At 41.0% G+C, this 13,567-nt stretch carries 12 protein-coding genes and 1 pseudogene; 6 read left to right on the top strand and 7 right to left on the bottom strand.

Annotation, left to right across the window (positions count from 1 at the left end; all coding sequences use genetic code 11):
* The 3 genes and pseudogenes from C5469_RS16390 to C5469_RS16380 all read left to right on the top strand — a co-directional run.
* Positions 1–467: endonuclease toxin domain-containing protein (locus C5469_RS16390; protein WP_479687572.1), on the top strand; the 467-nt coding region annotated here is incomplete at its 5' end.
* Positions 467–973, top strand: a complete 507-nt coding sequence (locus C5469_RS16385) for a contact-dependent growth inhibition system immunity protein (RefSeq protein ID WP_166308890.1) — start codon at positions 467–469, stop codon at positions 971–973. The genes C5469_RS16390 and C5469_RS16385, both read left to right, overlap by 1 nt.
* A 163-nt stretch (positions 974–1,136) precedes the next feature.
* A pseudogene (locus tag C5469_RS16380) lies at positions 1,137–1,643 on the top strand (contact-dependent growth inhibition system immunity protein).
* Positions 1,644–1,974: 331 nt separating this feature from the next.
* Here C5469_RS16380 and C5469_RS16375 read toward each other — a convergent pair.
* The 3 genes from C5469_RS16375 to C5469_RS16365 form a co-directional block, all read right to left on the bottom strand.
* Positions 1,975–2,382: a type II toxin-antitoxin system VapC family toxin gene (locus C5469_RS16375; protein WP_166308887.1), complete on the bottom strand. Its 408-nt coding sequence runs from the start codon at positions 2,380–2,382 to the stop codon at positions 1,975–1,977.
* Positions 2,383–2,688, bottom strand: a complete 306-nt coding sequence (locus tag C5469_RS16370) for a hypothetical protein (protein WP_166308884.1) — start codon at positions 2,686–2,688, stop codon at positions 2,383–2,385. It abuts the gene before it with no gap.
* Positions 2,689–3,066: 378 nt separating this feature from the next.
* Positions 3,067–4,059 carry a Gfo/Idh/MocA family protein gene (locus C5469_RS16365; RefSeq protein WP_166308881.1) on the bottom strand — a complete coding sequence of 331 codons (993 nt, stop codon included), beginning with the start codon at positions 4,057–4,059 and terminating at the stop codon, positions 3,067–3,069.
* Positions 4,060–4,693: 634 nt separating this feature from the next.
* On the opposite strand from C5469_RS16365, the gene C5469_RS16360 reads away from it, so the two are divergent.
* Entirely contained in the window at positions 4,694–5,272 is a 579-nt protein-coding gene (locus C5469_RS16360) for a hypothetical protein (RefSeq protein WP_166308878.1), read from the top strand.
* Positions 5,273–5,282: 10 nt separating this feature from the next.
* Entirely contained in the window at positions 5,283–5,660 is a 378-nt protein-coding gene (locus C5469_RS16355; protein ID WP_166308875.1) for a type II toxin-antitoxin system YafO family toxin, read from the top strand.
* 187 nt (positions 5,661–5,847) lie between these two features.
* On the opposite strand, the gene yfaE is transcribed toward C5469_RS16355, so the two are convergent.
* The 4 genes from yfaE to ubiG all read right to left on the bottom strand — a co-directional run bounded on the left by yfaE (position 5,848) and on the right by ubiG (position 10,636).
* Entirely contained in the window at positions 5,848–6,114 is a 267-nt protein-coding gene (yfaE, locus tag C5469_RS16350) for a class I ribonucleotide reductase maintenance protein YfaE (RefSeq protein ID WP_166308872.1), read from the bottom strand.
* On the bottom strand, positions 6,114–7,244 hold the full coding sequence (nrdB, locus tag C5469_RS16345) for a class Ia ribonucleoside-diphosphate reductase subunit beta (protein ID WP_166308869.1): 1,131 nt from the start codon (positions 7,242–7,244) through the stop codon (positions 6,114–6,116). The genes yfaE and nrdB overlap by 1 nt, the downstream gene beginning before the upstream one ends.
* A gap of 12 nt (positions 7,245–7,256) precedes the next feature.
* Entirely contained in the window at positions 7,257–9,548 is a 2,292-nt protein-coding gene (gene nrdA, locus C5469_RS16340; protein ID WP_166308866.1) for a class 1a ribonucleoside-diphosphate reductase subunit alpha, read from the bottom strand.
* A 365-nt stretch (positions 9,549–9,913) separates the two neighbouring features.
* Positions 9,914–10,636: a bifunctional 2-polyprenyl-6-hydroxyphenol methylase/3-demethylubiquinol 3-O-methyltransferase UbiG gene (ubiG, locus tag C5469_RS16335; protein WP_166308863.1), complete on the bottom strand. Its 723-nt coding sequence runs from the start codon at positions 10,634–10,636 to the stop codon at positions 9,914–9,916.
* Positions 10,637–10,791: 155 nt separating this feature from the next.
* On the opposite strand from ubiG, the gene gyrA reads away from it, so the two are divergent.
* The gene (gene gyrA / locus C5469_RS16330; RefSeq protein ID WP_166308860.1) at positions 10,792–13,422 is read left to right on the top strand and encodes a DNA topoisomerase (ATP-hydrolyzing) subunit A; all 2,631 of its coding nucleotides are present in this window, start codon (positions 10,792–10,794) and stop codon (positions 13,420–13,422) included.
* The last annotated feature ends 145 nt before the right edge of the window (positions 13,423–13,567 follow it).

The following is a 13,567-nucleotide window of genomic DNA, read 5'->3' as shown; positions in this document are numbered from 1 at the left end:
ACCCAACAGTAGACATCCGTCATGTGTATCGGGTAGAAAAAGATGGTAGTAAAACTCAAATGGCATGGGGAGAAGGTAACTATAAGCAGGGGTATCCTTTTGAGGATTTTGTTGCTACGCAGATGCCAAAAGGTACTCGGTTGCCAGAGAATTTCAAAACTTTTGATTTTTATGATCCTGCTACACGTACAGCTATTAGTGTTAAAACTGTAGATACACGTACACCAGCAAGGATAAAAGATCCCAAGCAGATATATACGTCAATGAAAGGGAATATTGATTCAGCGGCAGATTTCCAAGGGTACATTAAAGATGGTAAAGAGGTAACATCTTCGATAATTTCACAACGAGAAATTCGTATTGCTGTACCGAAGACAACAACAGTAGAGCAGTGGGAGCAGATTAACCGGGCAATAGTCTATGGTGCAGAAAAAAGTATTAATGTCAAAATTACGGCGGTGAAATAATGAGCGAAAATTTCAAGCAAGGGTTAAATGCAAGAGTTAAATTTAATGGTGATTTCTATTCAATACAAACCTATTCAGGCAATGGATTATTGGGAGCAGATCCCTCAGGAAGTAACTATTTATTACAGCCAATTGTATCTGATCAAGAGTTGGGAAAGGCTGTGCTTGATGCTTTATCAAAAAGCAGACTAATCCCATTGGATAAGTATGGGGATTATTTTGATCATGATGCAAATGCTGAACAGTATAATAATTGGATCACCGAAATGATGGGATCTTATGATTACCGTTCAAAACGGCAGTTATTTAAGAAAATGTTAAGCTGTGGTATCTGTATGCTTGATGGTCAAATAACGATCCGGCCATCCCGCCATGAAAAATTGGAAGGCTGGTCTGAAGATGGTATTTCTGAATCTGATTATGTCGTAATCCCGGCGGATAGTTCTCCTGAGGAAGTGGGTGCAGCATTACGACTGGCTTTTTCACGTTGTAGAAGTTATGTTTGACGATAAGGTAACAGTTTATTTTTGCATTGATTATTCATGATCTTTGATTCATAGAGTTAATTAAGGTGGACACGTAATCACTATTATGTGTCCACTGATTATCTCAAGAAGATTTAAATAGTTATTAAATGAACCTTACCGCTAAAACTACAGTGGTGAAATAATGAGTGAAATTTTTGAATGATGGAAAAATGCCAGATGCGTATTTAATGGTGATTTTTACTCAGTAACAACTTATTCCGGTTATCGTTCGCTTAATTTAGATCCTTTAGGAGGTAACCATATGTTGCCTCCCGATACTTCTGATGAAGAATTAGGTGCTGTGGTCTTTAATGCTCTTTCTAAAAGTCGATTTATTCCCTATGAGAGTCTTGGTGATTTTTTAGATAATGAAAAGAGAAAGGAACGATATGATCAGTGGGTTATAGAGATTATGGGATTTCATCGATATCGTTCAAGACGCCAGCTTTTTAAAAAAATGCATAACTGTGGAATACAATTGCTGGATGGAAATATCACAATCCGTCCTACAGGTCATGAGAAACTTGAGCTTTGGACAGGAAAAGGCATTGTCGAATCTGATTATGTCATCATTCCGGCAGATAGTTCTCCTGAGGAAGTGGGTGCGGCATTACGATTGGCTTTTTCACGTTGTAGAAGTTATGTTTGATTAAAGATCCTAGGTTTTATTTCGTAACTGATCATAGCGATATTTATTATATAAAATAATTGGTAAACAGAATATATGGTATTGTTTTGTTAAGCATAAACCTTATGAATAGTAAAATTGTTTTAGTTGACAAACATGGTAACCTAATTACAACAGCTCTAGGAAGAATAAAATAAAATTGATAGATTTGTTAATAGAAAAAGTATCGTCAACAGTTGCTTCAATCAAGAAAATTATTGTTTTCTGGTGATAATTTTGAGTTACTTTCACTTTTGTATGAAGTGACACCAGAGATCTCACAAATAAAATTCCCCTAAATTGGGGAATTCTGCTATTTGTTGCTCAAAAGCTTAATTGAGGAGTCGTTGAATTGTGTCAATATCTTGTCATCATTCGTAATTAGGGTCATTCCCTCATATTTGGTTTGGGCAACCAACATTAAATCAAAAGGGTCTTTGTGCTCGACTAATGGCAGATAGTAATAGCTGATTGAATGCTCAACTGTCACATTCAATGGAATAAAACCAACTGTATTTTTTGCTGCGTCTGCTACTATTTTTGGCTCGTAATCAAAGTCATTTTTTCCAAGTCTTTTTTTTATCGCTATTTCTTGAATAGTCGCTGCACTAAAATAAATCTCATTGTCAGGATCTCTCAAAATATCAAGTACTTCGTCTGATAATTTTTTAGGTTCAATCAAATACCAAAGAAGAATATGTGTATCTAAGAGAAAGCTCATTTACTTGTCCTCTTCTCCAAACATAGTCTGAATTTCGAGGTCATATTTGGAAAAATCTTCTTCTGTCGGTACTGACATTTTTCCTACCAATACACCAATTGGTCTGAGTTTCTTTGAGGATTTGCCGAGAACGCCGATTGGTCTTTTCCCAGGAATTTTAGGATGTTTAGACACTGTTCTTACCTGAGCCATGTCACTCCCGATTTTTTTACCACTTTTTTTAATAACAACAGTTTGGCCTTCTCTGACCGCTGTTCTCAGACTTTCGGGAAGATCTGTAATATTGATTCTTGTCATAGCGCTCATATAGCCTCCTATAATTAAACACTTGACTTTAATTAATTTCTTAGGAAATGTTAATCTAGATCAGTTCAATAAATATAGCAACTCTATTTATCAGGTATCTGCTTGATAGAGAGTTAGGTAATAATTACTAGGTAACTGTTTACTTACATGTGGTATAGAGGCTTACCAACGGAATACCTTGCACAAGTTGGGGAGCCCTAAGGATAACTACAGCTTGCCGATAATATCGAAGACGAAATTATAGCTAAATGGAATATCTTCAAATTAATTAAAAAGAAGTTAATAAAGGATTTAAGATCATTTATTAACTTCCGATATTTTTAATGAATTCATATATATTTGATTTTTATTTTCTCCTAAGAGCTGATTTATTCATTTTTAATTCTTCATTCTATAATCTTTTAATACCTGGTCTATTACCCAACTGGTTCGTGAACCTGATTCTCCCGTTGATGGGCAAAATCCTTTTTCTTGTAATTCATTAATTATCGTATTAATTAATGGCATTTCTATATTTACCGGATTATCAATATTAAATTGGTGTAATTTATTATTCTGGTCATAATATGAAATGGCTGAATTTCCAAAGGTGGAAAAAGATATTTTTCCTTTGTCGCCAATTATTTCAACATTATCATGTCTGGAATTCGATGCAAAATTCCATATACCCACACCTTGAATATTATTTTCAAACATAAATGACATTGATACGCAATCTTCCGCAGAATAAATATTTCCTTGCGAGTTTGCATGCCCTTTAACGGAAATAATTCTTCCTAAAAGAAAGTCTAATATATCCAGAGTATGGCATGCTAAATCCACAAATAACCCACCACCGGAAATTTCTGGTTTAACAACCCAAGGTAAATGATGAGGGTCCTGATAGCAGGGTTCTATCTCTCTATAAAGTATGCAATTTACTATTCTTGGTGTTCCTATCGCGCCTGATTCAATTAATTCTTTGATTTTTAAAAATCTCGGTAATGCTCTCCTGTAATAAGCAACAAATAATGGGACATTTTGAGATTTACAAGTCGCTATCATTTCATTACATTCTTCGAATGTTAATGCCATAGGTTTTTCTACATATATCGCTTTACCCGCTTTAGCTGCTAAAATAGTATATTCTTTATGAGTAGAGGGTGGTGTTGCAATATATACGGCATCAATGTCTTTATCATTAATCAGTGAGTTCGCATCAGAATACCATTTAGGTACATGATGTCTTTTAGCAAAATCTTCTGCTAAATTAGCGTTACGCCTCATTACTGCAACTAATTCAGAATTATCTAATTTATAAAAAGCAGGGCCGCTTTTTACTTCAGTAACATCACCACAACCAATAATTCCCCATTTTATTGTTTTTTTCATTTTTATTTTCCTAATATATTTGTATTGAATTGTTTATTAATAAAATATTGATGAAGATTATAGTTTAAATCTGGTTTATCATATTTTTTATCTCGAATGTTCATGTATATAACATGCTTTCTATTTTTGAAGCAAGTAAGTTGATATGATTTTTACCCAATATTAATTCAGACGATTTCAATGGGGCTATTTTTTACGGTAGTTGTTTTGCGCTAATCAGTCATCGTCTTTGATTGATATAGTCAATACCAGCCTGATGGAATGTGATTTAGTGAGCTTTTCGACCAGAGTATTTTTTTGTCACCAGAAATTTGGTGAATTGATCGCCGGATTTACAGCATTTATAATTGGTATACCGGGATGACCTTGATTAACATAAGCCCGTTCATAGCGGATCATTTTTTACCTTGAAAATGAGGTGGTCATATTTTTCATTTTACATAAGTTTATATTTGCCACTTTGGTTTATTTCACTGATAAATAGGCAATTTTTATGGTAAATATTGGATGGATGAATTTTTCAAACAGATCATTGAGTATTGCGACAGGAAAAAACCAGAATATCGACAAAATGATGAACACATGATTCAATAGAGCAGATATTCGATATTACTGTCATTGAGAGGGGGTATGTATGAGTAATAAAATCACATCTATGGCAGCAGCAATGGCTATCGCTATGGCCCCTGTACCTGCGGATAGCATAGGGTATCATGATGCTATCACTAGCGCTAAAAACACATTTATATTACAACAGGTTAATGATTCCATTGTTTTTCTTCCTATCGAAGAAGCAACCGCTTTTGTCGCGAGTATGGCTAATCGGATGCGATTCAATTTGAAAAACCTGCGATCCGAGTGGGAATCAAAGCGTATACCTATTGACGATAAAAGTATGTCAAGTTTTGCGAAGGACAACCTTCATTACTTAACTAAAAACATTATTATCTGCGCTAATTTTATTAAAGCTGCAAAAGTCGCGTTAACATCCGTTCCTGAAACCAGCACTGAGCTACGCAGCATGATTACGCGTTTTGGCCGGGCCTCTGCTGACCTGCGTTATACATTAGAAGAAATTATTGCTTTCGTTAAGAGTACTCATGTTCCTAATAAAGTATCAAGTGTAGGGTATGACATGGATAAAAATGCCGTTCATGAGCTTATTCGTGCCGAGCATACCGCTTTAGGTTTGGAAGTCCCAGCTTTCTACTAAAGGGGATGCGGTGATCCACGTTTCTATTCACAAAGATATCGAAATCCCCACGGTAGCCCGGCAATATGCGAAAATTTTGCAGGATTGGAAAAATGGCGGATCTCTTCCGGCTATTTTTGGTGATGAAGGGCGCTGGGAAGACCATGCATCTTTATGTCAATCTTATGTTTTTAAAATCCACATCAAACTGCCTGGTGAAACGCCTTGGCCTGGTCATTTACCGCCCGCTGCACGAAAATCTAACAGTTATTTAGTTTATACGCGGCACTGGTGTGACCAGTCAAAATATCAAATCATTAGTATCATGAGTCCTAATGCCCATGAGCTGGCTCGGACATCGTTTCTCGTTGTGTTGGTTGGCCGCGCCGAAAATTTTCAAAACACCTGAAATATTGTTGAAACTAAAAAACCCGTATTTTCAGCGGGTTTTTGTTTAGTGTGCTGGGCATGTTCAGCAGCTCGGGGGCGAAAGTTCCCTGTCCAGCCTGATGGTGGCGAAGGACTAGTGAAGCGCAAAGACATCATTTCTTGCAGAGCTTGAGCGTAGGGCTGAGGAGTTCCATTCTACTTGAATATTAAAGCTCAATCTCAATATCACTGAGTGGATGACAGCAGCAGGGCAGAATTTCACCTTCATTGACAAAAGCCAGTGGCTTACGCGGATAGCCGACTTTACCTTTTACCAATCTGACACGGCAGGAGCCGCAATAACCTTCACGGCACTGGTATTCAGCCTGTACTTTGCCTTGTTCAAGCGCTTCCAGCAGACTGTTATGCAGCTCAGGAGAGCTGTGAATATGATAACCCTGCATACCATGCAGGGTTACTTTATAGCTTGTCATCAGAGTTCAAAATCACTCAGGTCGTCAGGGTTAACTTCAGCATCAATCTGACCAACCAGATAGGAACTGACTTCAACTTCTTGTGGTGCTACTTGAACGTTATCGGATACCAGCCAGGAATTGATCCACGGAATCGGGTTAGAACGCGTTTCAAATGGCAGTTTTAGCCCGACAGCCTGCATACGAATATTGGTGATGTACTCAACGTATTGACACAAAATATCTCTGTTCAAACCAATCATCGAACCTTCGCTAAACAGATAATCTGCCCACTCTTTTTCTTGCTCCGCAGCTTGAACAAACAGGTCATAACACTGTTGTTCACATTCATTAGCAATTTCTGCCATCTCCGGGTCATCCTGACCAGAGCGCAACAGGTTCAGCATATGCTGAGTACCTGTCAGATGTAGTGCTTCGTCGCGGGCGATCAGTTTGATGATTTTCGCGTTACCTTCCATGAGCTCACGTTCTGCAAAAGCAAATGAACAAGCAAAGCTAACGTAGAAGCGGATTGCTTCCAGCGCGTTAACGCTCATCAGGCACAGATATAACTGCTTTTTCAGTTCACGCAGGCTGACAGTGATGGTTTTACCTGCAATTTGATGTGTCCCTTCACCAAATAACTGATAATTATTGGTCATCTCAATCAGATCATCGTAATAAGCGGAAATATCTTTTGCGCGCTTGAGAATCTCTTCGTTGGTGACAATATCATCAAACACGACAGCCGGATCGTTAACGATATTACGGATGATGTGAGTATAAGAACGTGAGTGAATAGTCTCAGAGAAAGACCAGGTTTCAACCCATGTCTCCAGCTCAGGGATGGAGATCAACGGTAAAAACGCCACGTTCGGGCTGCGGCCCTGAATAGAGTCCAGCAGCGTTTGGTATTTCAGGTTACTGATAAAAATATGCTTTTCATGGTCCGGTAGCGCATTGTAGTCAATGCGGTCACGGGACACGTCAACTTCTTCTGGACGCCAGAAGAAAGAGAGCTGTTTTTCGATCAATTTCTCGAAAATTGGATATTTTTGCTGGTCAAAACGGGCTACGTTTACCGGCTGACCAAAAAACATCGGTTCTTTTAACTGGTCGTTTTTTACTTGTGAAAAGGTGGTATAGGCCATAACTTCCTCAAATTAAATCTTACATGCGCCGCTTTCACAATCGGAATCAGCAGATTCCACGACTTCTTCCAGGTCATCCTGAACGTCTTCCGCACCATCACGTGTATTGTGGTAATACAGCGTCTTCACACCATATTTGTAAGCGAGCAACAAATCTTTCAGCAACTGATTCATTGGCACTTTTCCGCTAGGGAAACGTGTTGGATCATAGTTGGTATTGGCAGAAATCGACTGGTCGATAAATTTTTGCATGATACCAACCAACTGCAAGTAGCCGTCATTGCCAGGCATTTGCCACAGTAATTCATAAGCCCCTTTTAGGTACTCATATTCTGGAACAACCTGACGCAAAATCCCGTCTTTCGATGCTTTGATACTGATATAACCACGAGGTGGTTCAATACCATTGGTGGCGTTAGAAATCTGCGAAGAGGTCTCTGATGGCATCAAAGAGGATAACGTTGAGTTACGCAGACCATATTGTTTGATATCGCTACGCAATGTTTCCCAGTCATAGTGAAGCGGTTCATTGGTCAGTGTATCCAGCGCTTTTTTATAGGTATCGATAGGCAGGATACCTTGAGAATAGGTTGTTTCTTTAAACCATGGGCAAGCGCCTTGCTCTTTCGCCAATTCATTAGAGGCTTTCAATAGGTAATATTGGATAGCTTCAAATGTTTTGTGAGTCAGGTTATTAGCGCTGCCATCTGAATAACGGACACCGTGTTTTGCCAGATAGTAAGCATAGTTGATAACACCAATACCTAAAGTACGGCGACCCATAGCCCCTTGTTTTGCTGCAAGGATTGGATAATCTTGATAATCGAGCAGAGCATCAAGCGCGCGAACAGCCAGAGCGGCCAATTCTTCCAGCTCATCAAGATTTTCAATTGCACCCAGGTTGAATGCAGACAGTGTACACAACGCAATTTCACCATTTTTATCATTGATATCATTTAATGGCTTAGTTGGCAGTGCAATTTCCAAACACAGATTTGACTGGCGCACAGGTGCAACCGATGGATCAAATGGGCTGTGAGTGTTGCAATGATCTACGTTTTGAATATAGATACGGCCAGTAGAAGCACGTTCCTGCATCATCAGGGAGAATAGATCAACGGCTTTCAGACGTTGCTGACGGATATTACTGTCTTGCTCATACTTGGTGTACAGACGCTCAAATTCATCTTGATCAGTAAAGAATGCATCATATAACCCTGGGACGTCGGACGGGCTAAATAGTGTAATATCTTCACCTTTGATCAGGCGTTCATACATCAATTTGTTAAGCTGTACGCCATAGTCCATATGACGGACACGGTTTCCTTCAACACCACGGTTGTTTTTCAGTACCAGCAGACTTTCAACTTCCAGATGCCACAGCGGATAGAACAGTGTAGCTGCGCCGCCACGAACGCCACCCTGAGAACAGGATTTTACCGCTGTCTGGAAATGCTTATAGAACGGAATACAACCTGTATGGAATGCTTCACCATTACGGATCGGGCTGCCTAGTGCACGAATACGACCAGCGTTGATGCCAATACCTGCACGTTGGGAAACATATTTCACAATGGCGCTGGAAGTCGCATTAATGGAATCCAGACTGTCACCACATTCAATCAGCACGCAAGAACTGAATTGACGGGTAGGGGTACGAACACCGGCCATAATAGGGGTAGGCAGCGAAATTTTAAAAGTGGAAACCGCGTCGTAAAAGCGGCGGATATAGCCCAAACGTGTTTCTTTCGGATAACTGGAGAACAGGCATGCTGCGACCAAAATATAAAGAAACTGGGCGCTTTCATAAATTTCACCAGTAACGCGATTCTGAACTAGGTATTTACCTTCAAGCTGTTTGACCGCGGCGTAAGAAAAGTTCATATCGCGCCAGTGATCAATAAACTCGTCCATTTGCTCGAATTCTTCTTTCGAGTAGTCTGCAAGCAAGTGTTTGTCATATTTGCCCATTTCCACCATACGGGATACATGATCGTACAGTGCAGGTGGCTCAAATTGACCATAGGCTTTTTTACGCAAATTGAAAATTGCCAGGCGGGCTGCCAGATACTGATAGTCAGGTGCATCACCAGAAATAAGGTCAGCGGCAGCTTTAATCATCGTCTCATGAATATCTGAGGTTTTGATACTATCGTAAAATTGGATCTGGGAACGCAGTTCTACTTGTGATACCGAGACATTTTTCAGGCCATCGGCTGCCCAGGCAACAACCCGGTGGATTTTATCAAGGTCAATTCGTTCTTTGTGGCCATCACGCTTTGTTACTAGCAGACTATGGTTCATGGACAGGCATACCTTACATTTACTTTCAGACTCACTCCCACCTGCTTTGTGTCTTCAGTCAGACCAAAACGTAACTCCCTCAATGGTGAAGAAACCAACGAGAGAGTAGTGGTAATGGAATGTTAAGGAACACAATATGTAGGGGGTGCACTAAATAATGACAACAAGATAATGTTAAAACCAGCTTTTATCAAGTGTACAAAAACACGGATTTTTGTGGATAACTTGAGGACTAAATTTATCAAAAAGCCGGAAGCCTGCATCATTACTAGCAGTTGACCTGACAGAAATACGAGTAAACCTAAGTAAAAAAATTCTTGAAAATATGATTCATTTGTCGATTTATTAATCTGTCAATGAATATGTCAGACATATTGAGTATGCAGCATATAATTAATGTCTACATTGTGACCAAGGCTAAATTTATCCGTCAGCGGATTATAATGCAGACCAATGATATGCCGTTCTTTCAGGGGAGTTCTGTCAATCCAGCCTATCAACTCTGATGGACGGATAAATTTCTTCGCATCATGGGTTCCTTTCGGCACCATTTTCAGAATATATTCTGCGCCAATCACCGCCATGAGCCAGGCTTTCTTGTTGCGGTTAATGGTAGAGAAAAAGACATGTCCACCTGGTTTTACTAACTGAGCACAGGCTCGAACAACCGATTGAGGGTCTGGTACATGTTCCAGCATTTCCATACAGGTGACGATATCATAAGCCTGTGGATATTTTTCTGCGTGACTTTCTACCGTTTCCTGTACATAAGTAACTGGGATACCTGATTCAAGGGCGTGCAGCCGGGCAACTTGAAGCGGCTCTGTTCCCATATCAAGCCCGGTCACTTCGGCACCTTCACGGGCCATACTTTCTGACAAGATGCCACCACCACAGCCCACATCTAAGACTTTTTTACCGAAGATACCCTCGGAACGTTGCAAAATATAATTCAGGCGTAGTGGATTAATACGGTGTAGTGGCTGAAATTCACCTTCCAGATCCCACCAGCGGGAAGCAACTGCTTCAAATTTTTTTATTTCTTGTTGATCAACATTGTTTGTCGTGGAGGGGGTTTTGGTGTTCATCGACGGTTGTTGCTCCTTAAACTTTCTTTACAGATGGCTGGTAACAGTATACACGGCTTAATTTTTAAATACCCGTATCTGATTTTTATAAAACTGTTGATTTGTGGTATAGTTCTAAACCTTTGAATCCGGAATTATGAGGGATAGTGGGCTCCATGAGCGACATTGCCAGAGAAATCACGCCGGTCAATATCGAAGAAGAGCTGAAAAGCTCGTATTTGGATTATGCAATGTCTGTTATTGTCGGGCGTGCACTACCAGATGTTCGAGACGGACTGAAGCCAGTACATCGTCGCGTACTTTTCGCAATGAGTGTGCTGGGAAATGATTGGAATAAACCCTATAAGAAGTCTGCCCGTGTTGTCGGAGACGTTATCGGTAAATACCACCCACATGGGGATGGCGCAGTCTACGATACGATTGTTCGTATGGCTCAGCCGTTTTCCCTGCGCTATATGTTGGTTGATGGTCAGGGTAACTTTGGGTCAGTCGATGGTGACTCAGCCGCAGCTATGCGTTACACCGAAGTGCGTATGGCGAAAATTGCCCATGAGCTGCTGGCGGATCTGGAAAAAGAAACCGTCGATTTTGTGCCGAACTATGATGGTACCGAGCAGATCCCGGAAGTCATGCCAGCTAAAGTACCCAATCTGCTGATCAACGGTTCTTCCGGTATCGCAGTGGGTATGGCAACGAACATTCCTCCTCATAACTTATCCGAAGTTATTGATGGCTGTCTGGCTTATATTGATGATGAAAACATCAGCATTGAAGGGCTGATGCAGTATATTCCTGGCCCGGATTTCCCGACTGCTGCGATCATTAATGGTCGTCGGGGTATTCAGGAGGCTTATCGGACTGGTCGCGGCAAAATTTATATCCGTGCCCGTGCTGAAATTGAAGTTAACGAGAAAAATGGCCGTGAAACTATTCTGGTACACGAGATCCCTTATCAAGTTAACAAAGCTCGCCTGATTGAAAAAATTGCCGAACTGGTGAAGGAAAAGCGCATTGAAGGGATTAGTGCTCTTCGTGACGAATCTGATAAGGACGGCATGCGTATTGTTATCGAAGTGAAACGCGATGCTGTGGGTGAAGTGGTTTTGAATAACCTTTATTCCCTGACTCAGCTTCAGGTTTCTTTCGGTATCAACATGGTGGCGCTGCATCAGGGACAGCCAAAACTGCTGAATCTGAAAGACATTATTTCTGCATTTATATGCCACCGCCGCGAAGTAGTCACTCGTCGTACAATCTTTGAATTACGTAAAGCTCGTGAACGTGCCCATATTCTTGAGGCATTGGCTGTGGCGCTGGCGAATATCGATCCTATTATCGGACTGATTCGTCGTGCACCGACGCCAGCCGAGGCAAAAGCGGCGTTAGTTGCTCAGCCATGGATATTAGGCAATGTTGCTTCCATGCTGGAACGTGCTGGTGATGATGCCGCTCGCCCTGAATGGCTGGAATCACAATATGGCGTGCATGACGGTAAATATTATCTGACCGAACAACAGGCTCAAGCCATTCTGGATCTGCGTTTGCAGAAACTGACCGGCTTGGAGCATGAAAAACTGTTGGATGAATATCGTGAATTGCTGACGTTAATCGGTGAGTTGCTGTTTATTCTGGAGAACCCATATCGTTTGATGGAAGTGATCCGTGAAGAGTTGTTGGCAGTCAAAGCGCAATATAATGATGCCCGCCGCACTGAGATCACTGAAAATACCGCTGACATCAATATTGAAGATCTGATTAATCAGGAAGATGTTGTTGTCACGCTGTCACATCAAGGGTATGTCAAATATCAGCCGTTATCTGACTATGAAGCGCAGCGCCGTGGTGGTAAAGGTAAATCCGCAGCGCGTATTAAAGAAGAAGATTTTATTGACAAGTTGTTGGTTGCCAATACTCACGATACGATCCTCTGCTTCTCCAGCCGTGGCCGCCTGTACTGGATGAAGGTTTATCAATTACCGGAGGCTAGCCGTGGTGCGCGTGGTCGTCCGATTGTTAACCTGTTGCCGTTAGAGCAAAATGAGAGAATTACGGCGATTCTGCCGGTGCGTGAATATGAAGATGGGCTGTATGTCTTTATGGCTACTGCCAGCGGGACAGTGAAGAAAACCGCGTTACAGGATTTTAGCCGTCCACGTAGTGCTGGTATTCTTGCGGTTAACCTCAACGAAGGTGATGAACTGATAGGCGTTGACCTGACTGATGGCAGTAATGAAGTCATGCTGTTTTCTGCTGAAGGGAAAGTTGTTCGCTTTGAAGAGGGCGCTGTTCGTGCAATGGGACGTACAGCCACCGGAGTACGCGGTATTAAGCTCAATGGTAAAGACAAAGTTGTTTCTCTGATTATCCCGCGTGGAGAAGGAGAGATCCTGACAGTGACTGAAAACGGTTACGGTAAACGTACGGCTGAAAATGAGTATCCAATTAAATCCCGAGCAACTCAGGGGGTTATCTCAATTAAGGTCAGCGAGCGTAATGGTAATGTGGTCGGCGCAATTCAAGTTGAGCCAACTGATCAGATTATGATGATTACCGATGCCGGTACATTGGTACGTACAAGGGTGTCTGAAGTCAGTGTTGTTGGCCGGAATACTCAGGGTGTAACACTGATCCGTACTGCTCAAGATGAGAAAGTTGTTGGCTTACAGCGGGTTGCAGAACCTGAAGATGATGAAGATGAGTTGGTAGAAGAAGGGGAAGGATTGGAAAGCGACAATACCAATTCACCTGATGCTGATAGTGGCAGAGAATCGGCTGATCTGGTTTAAGTGAAAATATTTTTTCACTCAATTAAGGAACAGGTACTTCGGTACCTGTTCCTTCAGGCGATTTTTATTAAATTAGAATTATAACAGATGATTCTTTGTAATTCTTAAGCTCTGGTATATCCTGTAATTCATTACGTTGAATGAT

It is taken from the genome of Photorhabdus cinerea, assembly GCF_011189575.1.
GTDB lineage: Bacteria > Pseudomonadota > Gammaproteobacteria > Enterobacterales > Enterobacteriaceae > Photorhabdus > Photorhabdus cinerea.
The sequence above is the reverse complement of the archived record's forward strand: the minus strand, read 5'-3'. Positions and strand labels throughout refer to the sequence as shown.